The sequence below is a fragment of the Rhizobium sp. CB3090 genome (assembly GCF_029714285.1).
GTDB lineage: Bacteria > Pseudomonadota > Alphaproteobacteria > Rhizobiales > Rhizobiaceae > Rhizobium.
Window position 1 is genome coordinate 471,100 of record NZ_CP121663.1, and the last position, 20,981, is coordinate 492,080.

General features: G+C 58.1%; 19 protein-coding genes. 7 read left to right on the top strand and 12 right to left on the bottom strand.

Translation table 11 applies throughout. The features are described from left to right. The first annotated feature begins 305 nt into the window (after positions 1–305). The 4 genes from QA646_RS20945 to QA646_RS20960 all read left to right on the top strand — a co-directional run bounded on the left by QA646_RS20945 (position 306) and on the right by QA646_RS20960 (position 4,976). Complete coding sequence (locus QA646_RS20945) at positions 306–1,433, top strand: acyl-CoA dehydrogenase family protein (protein ID WP_283060520.1); 1,128 nt, start codon at positions 306–308, stop codon at positions 1,431–1,433. A gap of 64 nt (positions 1,434–1,497) precedes the next feature. Next, a complete protein-coding gene (locus QA646_RS20950) occupies positions 1,498–2,730 on the top strand; it encodes a 3-methyl-2-oxobutanoate dehydrogenase (2-methylpropanoyl-transferring) subunit alpha (protein ID WP_283060168.1) in 1,233 nt (410 codons plus the stop codon). A gap of 2 nt (positions 2,731–2,732) precedes the next feature. After that, positions 2,733–3,746: an alpha-ketoacid dehydrogenase subunit beta gene (locus QA646_RS20955; RefSeq protein WP_283060169.1), complete on the top strand. Its 1,014-nt coding sequence runs from the start codon at positions 2,733–2,735 to the stop codon at positions 3,744–3,746. Between the two features lie 3 nt (positions 3,747–3,749). Next, a complete protein-coding gene (locus tag QA646_RS20960) occupies positions 3,750–4,976 on the top strand; it encodes a dihydrolipoamide acetyltransferase family protein (RefSeq protein ID WP_283060170.1) in 1,227 nt (408 codons plus the stop codon). A 120-nt stretch (positions 4,977–5,096) separates the two neighbouring features. On the opposite strand, the gene QA646_RS20965 is transcribed toward QA646_RS20960, so the two are convergent. From QA646_RS20965 to QA646_RS20975, 3 genes are read right to left on the bottom strand one after another with little or no spacing between them, the layout of a single operon-like run. Then, positions 5,097–6,191: a substrate-binding domain-containing protein gene (locus QA646_RS20965; protein ID WP_283060171.1), complete on the bottom strand. Its 1,095-nt coding sequence runs from the start codon at positions 6,189–6,191 to the stop codon at positions 5,097–5,099. A 41-nt stretch (positions 6,192–6,232) separates the two neighbouring features. After that, positions 6,233–7,303, bottom strand: a complete 1,071-nt coding sequence (locus QA646_RS20970) for an ABC transporter permease (RefSeq protein WP_283060172.1) — start codon at positions 7,301–7,303, stop codon at positions 6,233–6,235. Between the two features lie 15 nt (positions 7,304–7,318). Then, a complete protein-coding gene (locus tag QA646_RS20975) occupies positions 7,319–8,815 on the bottom strand; it encodes a sugar ABC transporter ATP-binding protein (RefSeq protein ID WP_283060173.1) in 1,497 nt (498 codons plus the stop codon). A 553-nt stretch (positions 8,816–9,368) separates the two neighbouring features. On the opposite strand from QA646_RS20975, the gene QA646_RS20980 reads away from it, so the two are divergent. The 3 genes from QA646_RS20980 to QA646_RS20990 all read left to right on the top strand — a co-directional run bounded on the left by QA646_RS20980 (position 9,369) and on the right by QA646_RS20990 (position 12,516). Then, positions 9,369–10,429 (top strand): IS630 family transposase gene (locus tag QA646_RS20980; protein ID WP_283055739.1). Its coding sequence is split into 2 segments (ribosomal slippage): positions 9,369–9,861 and positions 9,861–10,429, totalling 1,062 coding nucleotides; the frame shifts between segments, so codons are not numbered across the junction. A 189-nt stretch (positions 10,430–10,618) separates the two neighbouring features. After that, on the top strand, positions 10,619–11,605 hold the full coding sequence (locus QA646_RS20985; RefSeq protein ID WP_283060174.1) for an AraC family transcriptional regulator: 987 nt from the start codon (positions 10,619–10,621) through the stop codon (positions 11,603–11,605). A 503-nt stretch (positions 11,606–12,108) separates the two neighbouring features. Further along, entirely contained in the window at positions 12,109–12,516 is a 408-nt protein-coding gene (locus QA646_RS20990; protein WP_283060175.1) for a helix-turn-helix transcriptional regulator, read from the top strand. 83 nt (positions 12,517–12,599) lie between these two features. Here the strand turns inward: QA646_RS20990 and QA646_RS20995 are convergent, their stop codons facing one another. From QA646_RS20995 to QA646_RS21035, 9 genes are all read right to left on the bottom strand, one after another. Further along, positions 12,600–13,367 carry an ATP-binding cassette domain-containing protein gene (locus QA646_RS20995; protein ID WP_283060176.1) on the bottom strand — a complete coding sequence of 256 codons (768 nt, stop codon included), beginning with the start codon at positions 13,365–13,367 and terminating at the stop codon, positions 12,600–12,602. Positions 13,368–13,370: 3 nt separating this feature from the next. After that, positions 13,371–14,354, bottom strand: a complete 984-nt coding sequence (locus QA646_RS21000; RefSeq protein WP_283060177.1) for an ABC transporter permease — start codon at positions 14,352–14,354, stop codon at positions 13,371–13,373. A gap of 87 nt (positions 14,355–14,441) precedes the next feature. Next, positions 14,442–15,386, bottom strand: a complete 945-nt coding sequence (locus QA646_RS21005) for a substrate-binding domain-containing protein (protein ID WP_283060178.1) — start codon at positions 15,384–15,386, stop codon at positions 14,442–14,444. Positions 15,387–15,732: 346 nt separating this feature from the next. Further along, entirely contained in the window at positions 15,733–15,978 is a 246-nt protein-coding gene (locus tag QA646_RS21010; RefSeq protein WP_283060179.1) for a hypothetical protein, read from the bottom strand. Positions 15,979–16,206: 228 nt separating this feature from the next. Beyond that, positions 16,207–17,028 (bottom strand): carbohydrate ABC transporter permease, encoded by an 822-nt coding sequence (locus QA646_RS21015; RefSeq protein ID WP_283060180.1) that lies wholly within the window; start codon positions 17,026–17,028, stop codon positions 16,207–16,209. 8 nt (positions 17,029–17,036) lie between these two features. After that, positions 17,037–17,966 (bottom strand): sugar ABC transporter permease, encoded by a 930-nt coding sequence (locus tag QA646_RS21020; protein WP_283060181.1) that lies wholly within the window; start codon positions 17,964–17,966, stop codon positions 17,037–17,039. Next, on the bottom strand, positions 17,966–19,297 hold the full coding sequence (locus tag QA646_RS21025; RefSeq protein ID WP_283060182.1) for a sugar ABC transporter substrate-binding protein: 1,332 nt from the start codon (positions 19,295–19,297) through the stop codon (positions 17,966–17,968). The genes QA646_RS21020 and QA646_RS21025 overlap by 1 nt, the downstream gene beginning before the upstream one ends. 50 nt (positions 19,298–19,347) lie before the next feature. Next, positions 19,348–20,007 (bottom strand): GntR family transcriptional regulator, encoded by a 660-nt coding sequence (locus QA646_RS21030; protein WP_283060183.1) that lies wholly within the window; start codon positions 20,005–20,007, stop codon positions 19,348–19,350. A gap of 19 nt (positions 20,008–20,026) precedes the next feature. Further along, positions 20,027–20,911 (bottom strand): dihydrodipicolinate synthase family protein, encoded by an 885-nt coding sequence (locus tag QA646_RS21035; RefSeq protein ID WP_283060184.1) that lies wholly within the window; start codon positions 20,909–20,911, stop codon positions 20,027–20,029. Positions 20,912–20,981: the final 70 nt, after the last annotated feature.

The following is a 20,981-nucleotide window of genomic DNA, read 5'->3' on the forward strand; positions in this document are numbered from 1 at the left end:
AAGGTGCCCAATAAAAAATCACTGAACGGTGAGAACCCAAGTGCCTGTATCCGCTCGAATTGTCACAATCAAGGCGTGAAATTCAAATCGCACAGCTCCGATAAAAGAGCATAAACACCGGTGAGTAGTTGTTTTCGAATGCGTTAAAGTGACCCTATAAAAAAGCCGATTGCGAGCCCTCGGTTGCCGCTGCGGTGGCATGGAAAGCACGACGAATGCGCCCTATCTCTTTGATAGGGCTCGTGGCGGCTACAGAGACGACCACCGTCGCAATCGGGCAGCGCGAGCGGAAAGGGAAGGAACAGATGATCTTTTCCGAACTCCAGGAGCAGATCCGAGATCTTGCCCGCAACTTTGCCCGCGAGCGCCTGGCGCCAGGCGCAGCCAAGCGGGACCGAGAGCATCTCTTCCCGCGCGAAGAGCTGAAGGAAATGGGAGAACTCGGTCTGCTCGGCATGCTGGTGCCGGAAGTCTATGGTGGGTCGGATACCGGTATCGTCGCCTATGCGGCGGCACTTGAGGAGATTGCCGCGGGTGACGGCCCGTGCTCCACGATCATGAGCGTGCATAGTTCGGTCGGCTGCGTGCCGATCCTGAAGTTCGGTAACGAGGAACAACGACAGCGCTTCCTGCCGAAACTTGCGAGCGGCGAATGGATTGCCGGCTTCGCACTCACCGAGCCCCAGGCTGGCTCGGATGCCTCGAACCTGAAGACCCGGGCGCGGCGCGATGGCGATCACTATGTCCTTGATGGCGCCAAGCAATTCATCACCTCGGGCAAGAACGCCCATGTCATCATCGTCTTTGCCGTCACCGACCCTGACGCCGGCAAAAAGGGCATAAGTGCCTTCATCGTCCCGACGGATATGGCAGGCTATGAGGTGATCCGCGTAGAGGAAAAGCTCGGGCTGCATGCCTCCGACACCTGCCAGATTGCCTTCAACAGCATGCACATTCCGATCGATTTGAGACTCGGTTCAGAAGGCGAAGGCTATCGCATAGCACTCGCCAATCTCGAGGGCGGCCGGATCGGCATTGCTGCGCAGGCCGTCGGGATGGCGCGGGCGGCCTTCGAGGCGGCGCGCGATTACGCTCGCGAGCGCTCGGCCTTCGGCAAGCCGATCATCGAGCATCAGGCGGTTGCATTCCGCCTTGCCGATATGGCGGTGCGGATCGAGGCGGCCCGGCAGCTCGTTTTTCACGCGGCCTCCTTGAGGGAGGCCGGGCTGCCCTGCCTGTCGGAAGCGTCGATGGCGAAGCTCTTTGCCTCGGAAATGGCGGAGCGCGTCTGCTCCGACGCCATCCAGATACATGGCGGTTATGGCTACATGGCTGATTACCCGGTCGAGCGCATCTATCGCGATGTGCGCATCTGTCAGATCTATGAAGGAACGAGCGACGTGCAGCGCATGGTGATCGCCCGCAATCTGTGAGAACCACATGTGGCCCCCGCTTCTGGAGGAGAGGAGCAAGGCCGGCGAAGGAGGAAAGAATAACATGGTGGATTCTTCTCATTTGGCCCTGCACGTTCCTGAACCTGCCGTCCGCCCGGGCGGCCAGCCTGACTTTTCCAACGTCAAGATCGCCAAAGCCGGTTCGGTGCCGCGGCCGGAAGTGGATGTTGAACCTGAGGAAATCCGGGATCTTGCCTATTCCATCATCCGCGTGCTGAACCGCGAGGGCGAGGCGGTCGGTCCCTGGGCTGGCACGCTCTCCGACGAGGAGTTGCTGATCGGCCTTCGCAACATGATGAAGCTGCGCGCATTCGACGCCCGCATGCTGATGGCTCAGCGGCAAGGCAAGACGTCTTTCTACATGCAGCATCTTGGCGAAGAAGCCGTCAGTTGTGCCTTCCGCAAGGCGCTCAAGAAGGGAGACATGAATTTTCCGACCTATCGTCAAGCAGGTCTTCTGATTGCCGACGGCTATCCGATGGTCGAGATGATGAATCAGATCTACTCGAACGAGAGTGATCCCCTGCACGGGCGGCAGCTACCGATCATGTATTCCTCCAAGGAGCATGGGTTCTTTACCATCTCTGGCAACCTCGCCACTCAATACGTGCAGGCAGTGGGTTGGGCCATGGCTTCGGCAATCAAGAATGACAGCCGCATTGCCGCGGGCTGGATCGGCGATGGCTCGACGGCGGAATCGGATTTCCATTCAGCGCTCGTCTTCGCCTCGACCTATAAGGCGCCGGTCATCCTCAATATCGTCAACAATCAGTGGGCGATCTCCACCTTTCAGGGTATCGCGCGCGGCGGCTCCGGTACATTCGCCGCGCGCGGCCTTGGCTTCGGCATTCCCGCGCTGCGAGTCGATGGAAACGATTATCTCGCCGTCCATGCCGTTGCCTGCTGGGCCGCGGAGCGTGCGCGGCGCAATCTCGGCCCGACGCTGATAGAATATGTGACATATCGTGTCGGGGCGCATTCGACCTCGGACGATCCGAATGCCTATCGTCCGAAGACGGAATCCGAGGCCTGGCCACTTGGCGATCCCGTGCTGAGGTTGAAGAAACATCTGATCGTCAGGGGCACATGGTCCGAGGAGCGGCATGTGCAGGCGGAAGCTGAAATCATGGATGAGGTGATGGAGGCCCAGCGCCAGGCAGAGCAGCACGGCACGTTGCATGCCGGCGGCAAGCCCTCCGTTCGAGACATCTTCGAGGGCGTCTATGCCGAGATGCCGCCGCACATCCGGCGCCAGCGGCAGAAGGCAGGGTACTGAGAATGACCAGGATGACGATGATCGAGGCGGTGCGCAGCGCCATGGACGTCTCGATGGCGCGGGACGACAATGTCGTCGTTTTTGGTGAGGATGTGGGTTATTTCGGTGGCGTCTTCCGATGCACGCAGGGGCTTCAGGCGAAATATGGCAAGACGCGCTGTTTCGACACGCCGATAAGCGAATCGGGCATCGTCGGCACGGCAATCGGCATGGCCGCCTATGGCCTGAGACCCTGTGTCGAAATCCAGTTCGCCGATTACATGTATCCGGCCTATGACCAGCTAACGCAGGAGGCGGCACGCATCCGCTACCGCTCCAACGGGGATTTTACCTGTCCGATCGTTGTGCGCATGCCGACAGGCGGCGGCATCTTTGGCGGCCAGACGCACAGCCAGAGCCCGGAGGCACTTTTCACCCATGTCTGCGGGCTGAAGGTGATCGTGCCATCCAATCCCTACGACGCCAAAGGCCTGCTGATCGCTGCGATCGAAGATCCGGATCCAGTGATGTTTCTGGAGCCGAAGCGGCTCTATAACGGCCCCTTCGACGGCCATCACGAGCGGCCGGTGACGGCTTGGTCCAAACATGAGCTCGGAGAGGTGCCTGAGGGCCACTACACGATCCCGATCGGCAAGGCCGAGATTCGGCGGGCAGGCTCAGCGGTAACCGTCGTCGCCTATGGCACGATGGTGCATGTGGCGCTCGCCGCGGCCGAGGATGCCGGCATCGATGCCGAAGTGATCGATCTCAGGAGTTTGCTGCCGCTCGATCTGGACACGATCGTCAATTCGGTCCGGAAGACCGGACGCTGTGTTGTCGTGCATGAGGCAACGCTGACTTCGGGCTTTGGGGCCGAGGTCGTAGCGCTGGTTCAGGAAAATTGCTTTTACCATCTGGAGGCGCCAATCGTGCGCGTTGCCGGCTGGGACACGCCTTATCCGCACGCGCAGGAGTGGGATTACTTCCCAGGCCCTGCCCGTCTCGGACAGGCGCTTATCGAAATCATAGGGGCCTGAGCCATGAGCGAATTTGTCATCGAGATGCCTGATGTAGGGGAGGGAGTTGCCGAGGCCGAGCTCGTGGAGTGGTTCGTGAAGGTAGGAGATCCTGTTCGCGAGGACATGGTGGTTGCCGCCGTCATGACAGACAAAGCCACCGTGGAAATCCCATCTCCCGTCAACGGTATTGTCACCTGGCTTGCCGGTGAGGTCGGAGAGCGTATCGCGGTCAACGCCGCGCTGGTGCGTATCGATACAGCCGGAGATACCGGCGGAGCTCGGTCCGAGGAGGGCCTAGAGACAACTATCGAAGTGACGAAGGCGGAGCTTCCAAAGCCTGCTCCAACAGCGTCGCATTCAGTGACGCCGCAAACCGAAAAGCCACTTGCCGCGCCGCCGGTGCGGCTCTTCGCCAAGGAAAGCGGTATCGACCTCGCACAAGTGCAAGGAACTGGACCAGCCGGCCGCATCCTGCGAGAGGACATCGAGCAATTCTTGAGCCACGAGGCCGCTCCCACAAGGCCAAGGGGCGGCTTTGCCAAGGTGGCTCCGAACGAAGAGATCAAACTGACCGGGCTGCGCCGCCGGATCGCCGAGAAAATGGCACTCTCCGCCTCGCGTATTCCTCACATTACCTATGTGGAAGAGGTGGACATGACCTCGCTCGAGGAATTGCGCGCCACCATGAACGCCGACCGCAAGCCGGATCATCCGAAACTGACGGTTCTGCCTTTTCTGGTACAGGCGGTGGTGAAGGCCATTTCCGAGCAGCCCGATGTCAATGCTACCTTTGATGACGAAGCCGGCATCATCACGCGCTATGGCGCGGTCCATATGGGTATCGCAACGCAGACGCCGGCCGGTTTGACCGTGCCTGTCGTGCGGCATGCGGAAGCACGCAGCATCTGGGATTGCGCCGCTGAGATGAACCGGCTGGCGGAGGCGGCGCGATCCGGCACTGCGACGCGTGATGAGCTTTCCGGCTCGACCATTACCATCAGCTCGCTCGGGGCGCTCGGCGGCATCGTCTCCACGCCAATCATCAATCATCCGGAGGTGGCGATTATCGGCGTCAACAAGATCGCCATACGGCCGGTCTGGGACGGCACGCAGTTCGTACCGCGCAAGATGATGAATCTCTCGTCCAGCTTCGATCATCGCATCGTGGACGGTTGGGATGCGGCGACATTCGTGCAGCGCGTCCGCACGCTGCTCGAAACGCCGGCGCTCATTTTCATCGAAGGTTGAGATCATCAAAGCGTTCGAAACTCTTGTCGTATGCAGAGCCGTTTTTCCGCTGTTGACGCAGGAGGTTGTCAGCAGTCTGAGCGCGGCCCGAAGGCCGCGCTGTTCTCGATCGAAAAGGGATCATTTACCCCAGATCTTCTTGTATTGGTCCTTGTAGCCGTTATCAGGATCAAACGTGTTCTTCGGGCCGCCATCGGACTGGATATTGTCTGCCGTTACCACATGCAGCGGCGAGAGATAGCCGGACCATTTTTCGCCGGAAAACGCGCGATTGAGTTCGTCGACCAGTTGCCAACCCTGGAGGTTGAGGGGTTCGGCCACCGTGACCTTCTGGAATTGACCGGCGCGGATGCGTTCATAGGCCGATTGCGAGCCGTCGCCGGCGGCGACATTGATCGGCGCATCGGTGCCGCTCTTGCCGGCGGAGGCGAGAGACGGGCCCATGAAGTCGAAATAGAGGTCATTGATCGCAAGCGAATGGGTCCAGCTATCACCGTATTTCTGCAGGAGCGAGGTGGTAAGCTGCGGCATGCGCTGCGATGTCTCGGCGATCGGGGTATCGACATATTCGAGCACCTTGCCGCCAAGCCGTTCGATTTCCTGCTTCATCTTGTCCGCCTTGGCGATGGCGATCGCATAGGTAGAATCCGTGAAGATGATGACGCCGGGCTTGCCCTTGGCATCGACGAAGGCCCAGTCGGCCGCCGCTTTCGAGACTTCCATCGCATCGGTGCTGACATTGGCGAAGAGACCGTTCTTGTCATCGGGACCGATGACCGGTCCGGCATGCCATGCGACCAACGGGATCTTGGCGGCCTTTGCTTGTTCCAGGGCCGGGGCCTGCTCGACGGCATCGAAGCCATCGATGATGATGCCGGCAGGCTGCAGCGCTATGGCCTGACCGAAGGCAGCCGTGCGTCCGCCGATAGAGCCCGCGCCGTCAAGAACCTTCACCTGCCAGCCGATCGCCTTTGCTGCTTCCTCGACACCGTTGCTGACGCCGAGAATGCCGCCATTCTTGAGGTCGCCAGCCAAGACGACGATGGTCTTGCCGGCCTGTGCCTTCGGGCCGGTGGTCGGGCCGTCCCATTTGGTGACCGGCGTTGCATATTTTTCAACGACGGCTTTCGCATCGGCCATCGGATCCGCATAGGCCTGGCCTGCACACAGCATCAACAGACCGGTAGTCGCTTGCAGGAAAAATCTGCGTTTCATTTCATTCTCCTCCCTTTGAAAAAATTAAACCAAGATGATCTTCAGTTATCGATCGCCTTAGCCGATAGCTGCGGTTTTTGTGCTGGAGCCATTCGTCCGGCATGGCTCCGGCGACGCTGCGCGTAGCCGGCGATCCCGATGGCGACGAGCAGGGTCACGCCGTTGAAAAGTGGCTCCACATAGAACGAGCCTCCGAACTGCTGGATACCGGCAATACCGACGGCCAGAATGATGACGCCAATCATGGTGCCCCAGACATTGACGCGGCCGGGTTTGATGGTCGTGGAGCCAAGGAAAGCGCCGACGAGCGCCGGCAGAAGATATTCCAACCCGACGCTGGCCTGGCCGATGCGCAGCTTGGAAGCGAGCAATACGCCGGCGATGGCAGCGAGCGTGCCCGACGTTACGAAGGCGCCGATGACGAAGCGGCGGACCGGAATACCGTTCAAGGCGGCCGCCTTCGGATTGGCGCCGATGGCATAGATGTAACGGCCGATCGGCAGATATTCGAGTACGATCCACATGACGAAGGCGAGGCCGAGCACATAGATCCCGGTGATCGGAAGCCCGAAGACCATCGTCCCGTTAAGCGCATAAAAGCCCTGCGGGAGCATGCCGACCACCTGTCGTCCGCCGGTATGCCACAAAGCGATGGCATAGAGCACGGTGCCGGTTCCGAGCGTTGCGATGAAGCTGTCGATCTTGGCGATTTCCACCAGCAACCCGTTCAGGAAGCCGGTCAGGGCGCCGAGCAGGATGACGATCAGCACGGCCACCGGCCAGGGCAGGCCGAACATTGTCTGCAAGCTGATCGCCAGGACATGCCAGAGCACGATGCCGTAACCGATCGTCAGGTCGATGCGTCCTGCCGCCATCGGGATCATCGCAGCCAATGACAGAATGGCGATGATCGTCTTGTCAGAGATGATCGAGCGCAGATTGAGCAGCGTCGGAAAGGTCTGCGGCAGCAGAATGGAAAACAGCAGGATCAGAAGGGCCGTAAGAATAACGAGGCCGTAGACCGGCAGGAGGCGCTGGATTTTCTGGCCGAAGCTCATTCCCGCAAGCTCGGCGCTGGTGGGTTCGAGCGCATTGGATTCGATCGATTGCATGAGTTCCTCCCTGGATCAGGCCGCTTCGGATGCGGATGCCGCGGCGATGACCGCCGGTGTTGTTAACTCGGCGCCGCTCAGTTCCCGGACGATTTGGCCGCGCGAGAACACCAGGGCGCGATGGCAGATATGAGCGATTTCTTCGAAGTCCGTGGAAACGACGAGCACAGCCAGCCCATCTTCAACGGCTTCTGCGATCAGCTTGTAGATGTCCGCCTTGGCGCCGACATCCACGCCGGCTGTCGGGTCTTCGGCGATCAACAGCTTTCGGCCCGTCGCAAGCCACCGACCGACGACCACCTTCTGTTGATTGCCGCCGGACAAGGCTTCGATCGCCAGGTTCTGATCGTTGGGTCTAAGGCCGACACGGCTGCCGAGCGAATAGGCCATGTCGGCCTCGCGCTGCGGCGGCAGGAAGGACATCATGCCCCGCCCGGATGCACCGGGATTGAGGAAGGTGTTTTCTCTCAGGCTAAGAGACATGGCGACAGACTCTTCCGTTCGATCCCTGGCAATCAAGCCAATACCCGAAGCCATGGCTGCGACCGGGCTGGAGAGATCGGGACTTGCGCCGTTCAGCAGGACCGTTCCGCTGGAGGTCTCGCAGCCGAAGAGGGCGCGCCCGATCAATTCCTGGCCTGCACCTCGCAATCCGACAAGACCGAGAAGCTCTCCTTGCCGAATGTCGAAGGACACCGGACCGGCGCCGCGGCAGGTAAGACTTTTGACCGAGACAATGGCAGGACCGGCGGTTCGTTCTGCCTTGACGAAAAGCTGGTCGGCCTTGCGTCCCACGATCATTCGGATCAGCTCATCCGGCGACGTGTCGGAAACCGGTTTTTGCCCGACCAGTTGGCCGTCGCGCAGCACGGCGACCCGATCGGCGATCTTGAAAATTTCATCCAGCCGGTGCGAGACATAGATCATTGCAACACCGCGCTCCTTGAGCGGGCGGATGGCAGCAAACAGCTTTTCGACTTCATCGGCCGGCAAGCTCGCCGTCGGCTCGTCGAGAACTAAAACGTCCGCCTCGACGGCGAGAGCGCGAGCAATCGCCACCAGGGACTTTTCGGTTCGGGTCAGCTCCTGGATCCGCGTCGACGGATCGAAATCGCAGCCCACAAGCTTCAGGGCTTCCGCCGTGCGGCGTTCGGTTGCGCGCCAGTCGATCAGTCGGCCGCGCAACGAATAGCCTTGCGCGAGGCCGACATTTTCGCCGACTGTCATCCATTCGATCAGGCCTAGATCCTGATGGATGAAGGCGATCGGCTGGCGCTGGTTTGGTTTCGGCGGACGGTGATGGTACGGCTTGCCGCGAAACAGGATCTGTCCGCCATCCGGTCTGTAGATCCCCGCCAGCGTCTTGATGAGGGTCGACTTTCCAGCGCCGTTCTCACCGAGAAGTGCCAGGATTTCTCCGGGTTTCAGATCGAGTGAGACATTCGACAGGGCGCGTGTTCCACCAAATTCTTTGGTGATATCGCAAAATTCGAGCAGCTTTCCGTCGTCCATCCTGCTCCTCCCAAAGTTCAGGTGAGAAGAGGCTATGTTATCGATAACATTCCGTCAAGAGGCTTCGCGTCGTAAGCGTGAACTCCCGGCTATGGATGGCTGGCGGAGGGAGCCTGCGCCTTATCGCGCAGGCCGGGGCAAGAAATGGTAAGTCGCTCCAGGACATGTCGCATTGAGGATGGCCAAGTGAAGCTCGGCTGAACGGAACGCAAATGTGGCAAGCGTTATTTAATACTTAAAATACATTTGCGAAGCCACATCGAAGCCGATTGTATTATTTTTTTCTACCTTTCATTATTTGAGTATTCATGGCAGGAAAGGTAAGCGCCGCTTCAGCGGGGAGTTTTCTCAGCGTTTTCGGGAGTGTCAAGAAAACGGCATAAATTCAACTGGATAAGCACTGAAAATGGATTGCGTTGCGCGGTAAGTCGACCCGAGTTCCCGAAAATATATTGCTTATTGCAGGTAGTAATACCGAGGCTCAATGATGTTGACTCAACGGATTCCGTTTTTGGTCAAATCATGATTCAACATGGCGGAAGGAGATTTCGCCATGGGAACAGCACTGAAGATCCGCGAGGACTATACGGCTGATGAATTGCGTCGGCTGGCGAGGCAGAGCCGGGATGCAGATTGGTCCCGCCGGTTGCTTGCCTTGTCGGTCATTTACGAGGGCGGTTCGCGGAGCCAGGCGGCGTCGATTGGCGGGGTGGGTTTGCAGATCATCCGCGATTGGGTTGAGCGTTTCAATCTGCACGGTCCTGATGGTCTGAAGACAGGCAAGGCGACGGGGCGGGAGCCCTTGCTCGATGACAAGCAGCGCAAGGCGCTTGCCGAGGCGGTCGAGAAAGGTCCTGTTCCCTATCTCGATGGCGTCGTGCGCTGGAGGCTCGTTGATCTGGTGCAATGGCTTTGGCAGGAGCATCGTGTCTTGGTGAGCCGCCAGACGCTGGGGCGCGAGTTGAATGCCATGGGCTATCGCAAACTCACCGCACGTCCCAAGCACCATGCACAAGACCCGCAAGCGATCGAGGAATTTAAAAAAACTTCCCCGCCGCAGTGGCGGAAATCGCTGCCGGAGCCGCTAAAGGAAAACGAATAGAAATCTGGTTCCAGGACGAAGCCCGCATCGGCCAGAAGAACAAGATCACCCGTCGCTGGGCCAAGCGCGGAACACGGCCCTCAGCGCCGCACGACCAGCGCACGAGATCGGCCTATATCTTCGGTGCGATTTGCCCGAAGCTCGGCAAGGCCGCCGCACTCGTCATGCCGTGGTGCGACACCTATGCCATGAACCAGCATCTGATGGAAATCTCCCGCCATGTCGCCGAAGACGCCCACGCTATCCTCATCATGGATCAGGCGGGCTGGCACATGTCCAACAATCTCACCGTGCCCGAAAACGTCACCATCTTGCCGCTGCCGCCAAAGTCGCCCGAACTCAACCCGGTTGAAAACCTCTGGCAGTTCATGCGCGAAAACTGGCTCTCCAACCGCGTCTTCAAATCTTACGAGGACATCGTCGATCACTGCTGCGATGCTTGGCACAAGCTCCAACGCCAGCCTTGGCGCGTCATGTCAATCGGCCACAGAAAATGGGCCGATGAGTTCTAATCATTGAGCGTTGGTATAATATGAATGTGAGCAGTAACGTACGCGTTTTGGATAGTGTTTCTGCCGGGGCAGTCGTGCAATGATTTGTTCAATATTGCATGGAGCGATAATAGCGATCCACGATCTGCTTTCATGCGGTTTGACCGACCCTTGAAAGCGCTCCCGGGGATCGGTCATTTGGGGGAGCCAATGAGATACGCCACTCATTCCGTTTTCAAGATCGTGGACGCCGATGCCGACGAAATGACGGAACACTATGCAAGGACGTTGTCGCCTGCGAAAGTGGAGCCGCTTCAGCGAGGCTCGCTAATCTCGGTGGAAGACCGGCATTACGCCGTGGGGCGTTGCAGCGTCTGGAATGGAAAGTGCCATTCCGGAATGAGGGTCACCCTCTCCAGCGGGCCAGACGCATACGCTCTTTACCTGCCGTCCTCAGGTGTAATGGCCATCGACACGGGCCGAAATCAGCTCGTGTCCGAGCCATCGATAGGCCTCTTGGGTGATATGTCGCGCTTCGATAGGCTGGTCCTTCATGAAGACCGCAGTCATATAGGCATTGCGTTCGAAAAGTCCGCAATGATCCGCCAATTAAGTGAACTGCTTGATGCGCCGGTCAACGGCAACATCGAGTTCGCCGACACGGTCGATTTGGCGAGTGTAAAAGGTTTGCGGATAACATCACTCGGAAATCTCATTTGGAGTTGCCTCGACGTCGATGACGAGCATCAGTCCTCCTCAACGTTCGTCGAACGCCTGTTGCAGGCAATGATGATCACGCTGCTGGAAACTGTCCCAAATAATTATTCCGCGCGGCTGGCAAAACCGGCGTCTCCTGCAATTCCAAAGCGTTTGAAGAGAGCCATCGAATACATGCATGCCAATATTTCGTCTCCGATGACCATCACCGATATTGCCGAGGCCGCTGGTACGAGCGTGCGCGCACTGCAGGCCGCCTTTCAGCAGTTCAAAGGCACAACGCCTCTGAATTATATACGGACAACGCGTTTGGAATGCGTGCGCAAAGAACTAACGGACCCGGCCAGCTCTTTATCGGTCGCTGAAGTCGCGCGGAGCTGGGGGTTCTCTCACATGGGACGTTTCGCAGCGCTTTATCAGCAATCCTTCGGTGAAATGCCATCAGACGCAGCGAAAATGCGTCGGGGCGACAATGAGTAAATCGCAGCGACGTTGCTGACAGTGCGGTTCGGACGAACGATGGGAGCCGTGGCTGCTAACAGATAGCTATTGATCGGCAGAATCTGATGCGAGGCGGAACGCATCCGCCGTTGGCTGTTGATTAATGAGGCGGGGCTGTTCGCATAACGCAAGCACTATCCCGAATGCGCAGGAAAGCGGAACGCAAGATCATGGCATGGCGTAATCTCGTTGAAGTTTGAGCTGCGCCACGGCAGTCATTGTTTTGGGACTCGCGATCATGATGAGCGTAGGTCCCAGAGCAGCCCCCCGCCCATCGGCTCCCCAGGTTCGATGGGCGGTCTTTTGACCACTCAGACTTTTCGATTGAGCAAGCCTTCGCTGAAATGAAGTCAACACCTTCAACGTTGTGGGCAGTGGAGCCGGAACTCAACAGGTCTGTGCCTGCGACCAGTCTTTTCCCACCAAGATTGCTGTGTCGTTAAGCGCGAGGCACTGTCTGCCAGAAAGAGAGAACCGTGCGCATGGAGCTGAATAAAAAAGATCCGAGCCCGATAGATGTCGAGGTTGGTAGGCGCATCCGAATGCGGCGTCGCATATTGGGCATGAGCCAGACGACGCTCGCAGAAGGGCTGAATGTGACGTTTCAGCAAGTTCAGAAATATGAAAAAGGCAAAAACCGGGTAGGCGCCAGCCGGTTGCAAAACGTCGCGGATTGCCTCGACGTGCCGGTTTCGTTTTTCTTCGAAGGCGTCTCTGTGCCGGTAGAAAATACAGGCGAAGAGATTTTCAGCGGCGGAGGTGATTTAGCTGGATTTCTGGCCTCGGGAGAGGGGATCGAACTAAACCGCGCGTTTGCTAAGATCAAAGATCCGCGAACGCGGCTTAAGATCATAGGTCTGGTCAAATCGCTGGTCGGTTCTTATAGCTGACTGCGATCGGTACCGTATCTCGGCAAGGCACCAGCAGGGTAGTATTCGAAGCCGGTCGAAGCTTTTGAACGGCGGAAATACGCTCAACCCTTGATCGCGTTGAGCATTTCCTCGCCGGTGATGATCCGTTCGACCTGGGCGATTGTCGTCTTTTTCGGATCTACGTCGTCTGCGACAACCCTTCCGCCGCGCATCACGATGATGCGATCGACCACCTGGAATACATGGTGGATATTGTGGGCGATGAAAATGCAGGAATGACCGGTGTCGCGCGCTTCGCGAACGAAACGCAGAACGCCTTGTGTTTCGGCGACGCCCAGATTGTTGGTAGGCTCATCCAAGATGATCAGATCACTATCAAACTGCATGGCGCGGGCGATTGCGACGGCTTGGCGTTCGCCACCGGATAGGGCAGAGATGGCGGTCTCCGGCGGAATATCCTTCGTTATGCCGACCCGCTTCAACAAGTCTCGCGCCGACGCATTCATTGCCGACTGATCCAACCGGCCAAAAAAGCGGCTTCCCTTGATCGGCTCCCGCCCCAGAAAGAGATTTCGGGCGATCGACAACTGGGGAACAAGCGCGGAATCTTGAAAAATCGTTTCAATTCCATTCGCAATCGCTTGGGCCGTATTTTTAAGCTCGACTTTTTTCCCTTTGATGATGATCTCGCCGCTCGTCAGCGGCACGGCGCCGGACAACACTTTGATCAGGGTTGATTTTCCAGCGCCATTGTCGCCGAGCAGGCCCACCACCTCATGGGTCTTGACGGCAAGACTGACGTCGCGAAGCGCATGAATACGGCCATAGAATTTGTTGATTTTCTCCATGCGAACGAGGTCTTCGGCCATGGTCTACACTCCCGCGCTATGCCGGCGTTCAAGCCATGAATGAAGCGCCATCATGCCAAGGATGATCGCTCCAATGAAAATATTGTAGGCAAGCCCGGGTACCCCCACCATCACGATACCGTTTCGCATGATGCGCAGAATGAAGATGCCAAGCACCGTGCCGACAATGGTTCCCCGCCCGCCCGTCAGCACCGTTCCGCCAATGACGACCATCGCGATCACCTCGAGCTCATAACCCGTTCCGCTGTTCGGATTTGCCGCCGAGGTACGGATCGAACTGATCACCCCTGCAAGCGACGACATGGCCGAAGACGCCATGAACAAGTAAACCTTGGTTCGGCTGACATTGACGCCGCGAGCACGCGCCGCGTTCGGATTGCCTCCGGAAGCCTGTATCCAATTGCCGAATTTCGTTTGAGTGAGGACAATGTGCGCGGCCAACGCCGCGACCGCAAACCACAGCACCGACATGTACATTCGGAAACTGCCGATGAAGAAGCTGCCGGCCAAAAGATTGGCAAACCAGTTGTTTCCGGCTGTCCAGGTGTGCTGGGGAAAGCCGTCGGTGATGTAAAGAGCAGTGCCTCGCACCACCAGGAGCATACCTAGCGTGACCAGAAAGGACGGGATGTTCAGCTTTGTAACGAACCACCCGTTTACGAACCCAATGAATAGGCTGAGTGCGAGTGTGACCAGGAAGGCGGCACCGAGCGGCATCAGATTGCCGTTGAACACCGTCCACATCAACACGGCGGAGAAGCCGAACACCGATCCCACGGACAAATCGAATTCCCCCGCGGTCATCAGCAGGGTCATTGCCAACGCGATCAGCCCCAGTTCGACGGTAAACGAGAGAGTGTTGCTGATGTTTGGAAGTGAGAGAAAGTCCGAATTGAATGACCAGAAGATCACTAGCTCAAGGATCAGCAGCACGAGCGGACCGAATTCGGGTTTCGAAACGAAGCGTTGAACGAAGGAATGTTGCATGGTCGCTCACCGATTTGGGATGCACACCGATTGGGATGGCCACCCAGTTTGAACCGGGTGGCGCAGCCATTACGACTTTCGACGACGTTATTTGCCCGAAAGAATTTTGTCGTAGATCTCGGCCTTGTCCTTTTCATAGAGAGCGCCGGTAATGATGTTAAAGCCGGGCGGGATCTTGCTGGCCGCCATGGCCGCCATTGATAGAGCCATGTAGCTGGTTGCTTGCGGGTCCTGCCATTGAGCGGCATTTACGTAACCCGTCAGGACTTCCTGCGTGGTATCGGGCGAGTTACCCCAACCGACGACCGGAATTTCGCCGGGCTTTACGCCCACCTGATCAAACACCCGCTTGATGCTTCCGGTTACGAGGTCTCCGAGCCCGATGATCGCCTTGATCTTCGAGCGATTGGCGGTGAGATAGTCCGACATGCGCGTGATGATTTCCGCCTGGTCCAATGTGGAGTCGGTGATTTCCCAGGTGATGTTCAGCGGCTTGAAGACGCTGGATATGCCTTCTTCCTCCTGCACCCCGTAGGTCGCACCCGGAACCTCGACTGGCATCCAGACGAAATCACCGGATTTCACCAGCTTCTTGTCGACCAGATATTGTGCCCAGTTGTGGCCGAAGGTCTTGTTATCACCTCCGACATAGGCGTTGAAGCTTGCTTGCGGATCGGGCGTATTGAAGTTGATGATCGGGATTTTGGCCGCGTTGGCTTCCTTGACGACTTGGAGGAGGCTGCCCGGATCCGGGCTGGTGGTCACGATCCCGGCAGCCCCAGCCGAAATTGCAGCCCGCACAGCTTCCTGTTGCGCAGGAACATCGCCGTTATGGAACGATGTGTTGACCTTGTTGCCGGTGTCTTCCGCCCAGAGCTTGGCTCCGGCGAGGAAATAGGTCCACACAGGATCCGCCGGCGAGCCGTGTGAGATCCAATAATATGTTTTCCCCTGTGCGTAGGCGGTCGAAACGAAGCCCGCTGCTGCGGCAATGAAGATCGCCGTGAGTAGGGTAATAGCTTTCCTCAGCATGTGAAAACTCCTCCCTTGGCCCGGTTGGTTGACCGGACGGTTTGATTCGCTGACCTCCCCAGCCAGCATCAAAATGCCTGGCATCCTGCGTCATTTTGACGTTCAGAAGCCAGCCGGAGGTAGAGGGAGTTGTCAAGTGAATCCGGTCTCGAATCTCAGCCGGTCGAGCAGAATATGAGCACGAAGGAGTGACCATATGCGTAACGACAACATCATGACGGTGCTCGAAAAGTTCATGTCGAAACGCTGGCGTGGATGAAGATAGGAATTTCCCATGCCCTGGTCACCCCCCAATAAAAGTGCAGGGCATAAGGCCCGGCACAAGGCCGGGCCTGACAAAAGACGATTAGCGGCAGATTCGCTCTCTCGTCACGACCCTGTGGCCATGGTGCCATCCCTTTTCCACCCTGGTAAAGCAGTGGTGGCGATGATGGCGATAATACCAGTCGTCGCGGTCTTGGTAGTAATGGCGATGATGGTAATAGGGACCGCCGCCGTCCGTGGTAACGACGACCGAAGCGGCCTGGGATGGGAGACTTGTGGCTGCAAGGGAGGCGAGCGCGATTGCAGAAGCGATGAAGAACTTGTTCATGAGTTTCCTCCGGTTACTATGCGACAACGTTGCTTAGCGACGTTGGTTCAAAGATAACTCCAAGGGAATGAACGATACCTGACGGTGACGTTAATCTGAGATTCATCCGAGGCAGTTCAATGCTTTAAGACGTGGCTGCATGATTGCGGACGGTGGCTTCACCGACCTCTTCAAAAGGACTTCTGACCGCTGCGGCGGGATAGGGGCTTCTGCAATCACTTGCTGTAGTCAGCCACCCTTGACGGCGCCGGCGGTCAAGCCGGCAACGATTTGCTTCTGGGCAAATATCGTCAGAATCAGCACCGGCAGCGTCACGATCAGCGCTGCGGCCGCAAGCGGCCCCCAGCTCACCTGCTCGAAAGACAGCATGTTATAGACGGCGACCGGCAGGGTACGCGTCTCGCGGCTTGCGAGCACGATGCCGAAGACGAAATTGTTCCACGAGAAGATGACCGAGAGGATGAAGGAGACGACAATCCCCGGCTTGGCGATCGGCAGGGCTACCAGCCGAAAGATCTGCCACGGCGTCGCGCCGTCGATGCTGGCCGCTTCCTCGAGCTCCATCGGTGTCGTCTCGAAATAACCGATCATGATCCAGACGACGATCGGGACCGTGACCACCAGATGTATGATGATCTGCGGCCAAAGCGTTCCCAACAGGTTCAGCCATTGGAAGAGCAGAAACAGCGGAATGAGGAAGGAGAGGCCGGGCGTCATTCGCGCGATCATGATGACGATCGCCGACTTCTCCGCCTTCAGGCGTGCAATGCCGTAGCCAGCCGGAACGCCGATCAGCAGCGCGAGCAATGTTGCGGATCCGGTCACCAGAATGGAGTTCCAGAAATAGAGGAAGAAGTTGTTTTCCTCGAAAACCTTGACGTAGTTCGACCAGGCAAAGCGCTCCGGAATGAAGATCGGCGGATAGGCGCCGTTATCGATTTCGTATTTCAACGAAAGCGAGATCATCCACAGGAAGAATAGGATGACCGGCGAGACCATCACCAGCGCCACGAAGAGGAGACCGATCCGGTCGAGCGTCTTGCGTTTCATCGAAGTGTCTACCTATCCGACCAGTTCGCGCGCTGTCTCGCCATCAGAAGGACGAAGGAGAGCACGACGATGAGGATGAAGAAGATGACCGCCATGGCCGAGCCGTAGCCCACGTCGTAATAGGAAAAGGCGGTGTTGTAGAGATAGATGTTGATCGTCTCGGAGGCGGTGCCCGGCCCGCCCTGCGTCATCGCATAGATGATGTCGAAGCTCTTGATCGCGTCGATGCTGCGAATGATGACAGCGATCATCAGGAAGGGCGCAATCATCGGCAGGGTAAGGTACCGGAACTTCTGCCATGCATTGGCGCCGTCGATCTCGGCGCTTTCGTAAGGCTCGCGCGGAACCGCGGCGAGGCCGCCGAGCACGATCAACATGACCAGCGGTGTCCACTGCCAGGTCTCCACCAGGACCAGTGACGGGATGACGCTGAACTGATTGTAGATCCATTCCTGCGGACCGATGCCGACAAAGGACAAGAGGTAGTTGAGCACGCCGAGCTGCGGATGGAACATCATGGTCCAGACGAGCGCGATCGCAACCGGCGTCGCCATCATCGGCATGACGAAAATGCCGCGCAGAAAGCCGCGGAAAGGGAATTGCGCATCGAATATCAGAGCGGCAAGTGTGCCCAAAAAAACCGGCGCGATGACGGAGAGGCCCGTATAGAGCACCGTATGCCACAGCGCCTCCCAGAAGCGGGCATCAGTTGCCAGGCGAACGTAGTTGGCAAAGCCCGTAAAGGTTTGGGATTGCCCGAGCGTCCAGCTATTGACGCTCATCCATAGGGTGAAGACCCACGGAAATACGATGACCGCGGCAATGACCACCAGGGCCGGGATGACGAAAGGCCAATAATTGGGAGCAAGCCGAGTTTTCGGCTTGCTCTTGTTCTTGGCAGCGGTCGCTGCGGTATCTTCGATGTGCACGGACGCCATCACCCCTCGCTTCGGGCCAGCACCGGCTCAAACTGCGCTGTTGCGTTCTTCAGCTCGCTTGCCGGATCCGCGCCGCCGATCATGTTGGTGAGTGCCACGCCGTAGATGTCGCGGAACTCGGTGACCGGGATGATGACCGGCAGGCCGAGTGCGGAGACCTTGCCGGAGCCGACCACGGCGTCGAGCCAGGCCCCCGGCATCTTGACGCCTTCACGGACCTTTTGATCCTCGAGGACGGACTGGCGGAACGGCACGCCGGCGCCAGCCTGCAACAGCCGCGCGCCCATGTCATGCGAGATCACCCATTGGCAGAAGAGATAGGCGGCTTCTTTCTTCTGGCTCGCCGCCGTCACGCCGATACCGTCGCCGAAGGTGGCGGCCGCTTGTGCAGAGGGCCCCTTGGGAATGACGCTATAGCCGACCTGGCCGACAACGCGGGATTTCTCCGGATTTTCGATCGGCGGCGCAAAGCCGACACCATCGAACCACATGCCGATCTTGCCCTGCAGGAATGCCGATTGCGACTCGGCCCAGTTGAAGCCGGAGACGCCGGGAGGTGCGGCCTTGGTCATCAGGCGCTGATAGAGCTTGGCAGCCTCGATCGCTTCCGGCGAGGTGGTGCGCAATTTGCCGTCCGGCGAAAGCGGCGTCATGCCGTAGCCGAGCATGAAGGCTGTCCAGACCGGCGTGTTGGCATTCTTCAGACCGCGGGCGACGAAACCGTAGGTGTTGGTCGATTTGTCCGTGAGTGCTTCCGCGGCATTGGCCATCTCGTCGAAGGTCTGCGGATAGGTGAGCCCCTTCTTTTCGAAAAGAGCCTTGTTCCAATAGACGATCCAATAGTCGACCGAGAAGGGCAGGGACCGCAGGACTCCATTGGAATCCTTGGCGAACTTCAAGCCAGCCTCGGCAAAATCGCTTTCGACCAGCGATGGGTCCGTCAAGGATGGATCCTTCAGGAAGCCGCTGATGTCGGCGAGCCAGCCTCCCTTTTCGAACTGCCGCTTTTGGACGTGGTAGCTGAGATGCACAACGTCGAAGCTCGGCTTTCCGGAGCTGAGCTCAATCGTCGTCTTCTGGCGCTGCTGTTGTTCCGGCGTCGCCTCGGCATTCACCTTGATGCCGGTCAGCGCCTCGAACTCGCTGAGATATTTGAGAATGGTTTCGCTGCGCGGGCTCTTGACCAGATTGACTTCCAGCGTGGTTCCCGAAAACCGCTTCCATTCCACCGACGCCGATGCCGTGCGCACGCCGAGCATGCTTGCCGCGCCCAAGGCTGCTGTACCCGCCATGAAGCGGCGGCGTGTGGGATTGATGAATGACGATGACATGCTGTTCCTCCTCCTTTGGCCGAAATCTCCTCATTTGCGGCCTGTTTCATCTAAATTTTCAATGCACGATCTCTTGCTCCGTTGATATGCGAAACGAGAGCGGCGACGGCATCCTCAGCGGATCGTCTTTCGATCGCTTCAAGCACTCGCAGGTGCTCGTTCATCACTGGACCGACGTGACCGTTGATCCGGAAGCGGTCCTGGCTGATCAGCCGCATCTTGATCGAATTGACGCGATAAGCGTTCGAGATAATCGTGTTGCCGAGCGCGTCGATGAAGGCATCGTGCATGCCCCAGTCCACCGATTGCGCATGGACCTCAAGCTCCTGCGAACTATCGCCTGCCTGGATGGCGGCGGCGATATCGCGATGCTGTTTCAAGAGCTTAGCGATCGTTTCGTCCGAGGCCGTATGGGTGAAGAGTGCAACCGCTTCCTTTTCCAGAAAGATGCGTAGCTGAAACGCCTCGCGGATCAGATTGAGATCGATATGGGCAATCTGGAGACCGCGCTGCGGCACGGTCTTGATCAGGCCTTCGGCTTCGAGCCGCGGGATCAGTTCACGGATGGCGCCAAGCGGCAGGCCTGTGAGTTCCACAAGCCTGCGCTGCGAGACGAATTCGCCTGGCCGCACATCGCGCGCAAGCAGATGGTGGGTAAAGCTCGCATAGGCTTTTTCCCGCAAGGTCGGCTGCTCGTTCACACCGTCCATCCGTACCTCTCCGGTTCGCTTAAGCCGCCTTGGATATGAAAAGCGCATTGAATGCGTCGGCAAGGTGCTTCTGTCCTTCGTCGGATATTGAAACGAGCGGCGGGCGAACCGCAAGCCAGATTTCATCTCCGGAGACGTGTGCCACCATGACTTTGACGGCCGCAGTCACCGGGAATTTCAGCAGTTCGGGCACAAAATCCACGACGCGCGGATCATCCTTTCCTTCTTCGGCCATCAGCCGGACCTCATGGGGCACGAAATTTGCCATGCCGGAAATCGCTCCCTGGCCGCCCAACCGGACGCCCTTGGCGAGATGGCGTTCATCGCCGATCAGGATGACGAGATCGCCATGCGCCTTCAACAGCGCCTCCGTATATGGCCAATCGCCGGAGGAGTCCTTGACGCCGGTGACAATGCCGGGAAAGGCGGCGCGCAGCCTGCCGATCAGCGCTACGGAGAGCGGCACCATGGTAACGGATGGAAGGTTGTAGACGATAATGTCACGCGCTTTGTCGGCCAACCGCGCGAATACGGCCGAGAACCAGGCAAACAATCCTTCGTCGCTGATATTCTTGAAATAGAAAGGTGGTGCAAGGAGGATATTGCGTACGCCTCTTGTCAGCGCAGATCCCGCTTGTGCGGCAGCATCTTCGACCGAATTCGCCATCACACCGACGATGATCTGGTTTGGCATTATCCCTGCTTCCAGGAAGGCGTTGAGCACCTGTTCGCGCTCCTGCGTTCCAATGGAGGAGCCCTCGCCAGTGGTGCCGAAAAGCGTGACGCTCGAGCATCCCGATGCAAGGCTCAGTTCGGCTTGTTTGATCATTGGGCCAATCGCGATATCGCCATTGGTATCGAAGGGCGTCGTGAGCGCGACTGACAAGCCGAATTTGCGAGACAAATTTCATTCCTCCAGATGAGTAGTCAGCTTATACAGGCTAACATGTTAGCTGTACAGCCAGAATCGTACA

Coding starts and splice junctions, on each gene's coding strand:
- QA646_RS20960 (WP_283060170.1), top strand. CDS start 3,750: ATGAGCGAATTTGTCATCGAGATGCCTGATGTAGGGGAGGGAGTTGCC.
- QA646_RS21000 (WP_283060177.1), bottom strand. CDS start 14,354: ATGCAACATTCCTTCGTTCAACGCTTCGTTTCGAAACCCGAATTCGGT.
- QA646_RS20965 (WP_283060171.1), bottom strand. CDS start 6,191: ATGAAACGCAGATTTTTCCTGCAAGCGACTACCGGTCTGTTGATGCTG.
- QA646_RS20970 (WP_283060172.1), bottom strand. CDS start 7,303: ATGCAATCGATCGAATCCAATGCGCTCGAACCCACCAGCGCCGAGCTT.
- QA646_RS20945 (WP_283060520.1), top strand. CDS start 306: ATGATCTTTTCCGAACTCCAGGAGCAGATCCGAGATCTTGCCCGCAAC.
- QA646_RS20995 (WP_283060176.1), bottom strand. CDS start 13,367: ATGGCCGAAGACCTCGTTCGCATGGAGAAAATCAACAAATTCTATGGC.
- QA646_RS21015 (WP_283060180.1), bottom strand. CDS start 17,028: ATGAAACGCAAGACGCTCGACCGGATCGGTCTCCTCTTCGTGGCGCTG.
- QA646_RS21025 (WP_283060182.1), bottom strand. CDS start 19,297: ATGTCATCGTCATTCATCAATCCCACACGCCGCCGCTTCATGGCGGGT.
- QA646_RS21020 (WP_283060181.1), bottom strand. CDS start 17,966: ATGGCGTCCGTGCACATCGAAGATACCGCAGCGACCGCTGCCAAGAAC.
- QA646_RS20950 (WP_283060168.1), top strand. CDS start 1,498: ATGGTGGATTCTTCTCATTTGGCCCTGCACGTTCCTGAACCTGCCGTC.
- QA646_RS20985 (WP_283060174.1), top strand. CDS start 10,619: ATGAGATACGCCACTCATTCCGTTTTCAAGATCGTGGACGCCGATGCC.
- QA646_RS20975 (WP_283060173.1), bottom strand. CDS start 8,815: ATGGACGACGGAAAGCTGCTCGAATTTTGCGATATCACCAAAGAATTT.
- QA646_RS21030 (WP_283060183.1), bottom strand. CDS start 20,007: ATGGACGGTGTGAACGAGCAGCCGACCTTGCGGGAAAAAGCCTATGCG.
- QA646_RS21010 (WP_283060179.1), bottom strand. CDS start 15,978: ATGAACAAGTTCTTCATCGCTTCTGCAATCGCGCTCGCCTCCCTTGCA.
- QA646_RS21005 (WP_283060178.1), bottom strand. CDS start 15,386: ATGCTGAGGAAAGCTATTACCCTACTCACGGCGATCTTCATTGCCGCA.
- QA646_RS20955 (WP_283060169.1), top strand. CDS start 2,733: ATGACCAGGATGACGATGATCGAGGCGGTGCGCAGCGCCATGGACGTC.
- QA646_RS20990 (WP_283060175.1), top strand. CDS start 12,109: ATGGAGCTGAATAAAAAAGATCCGAGCCCGATAGATGTCGAGGTTGGT.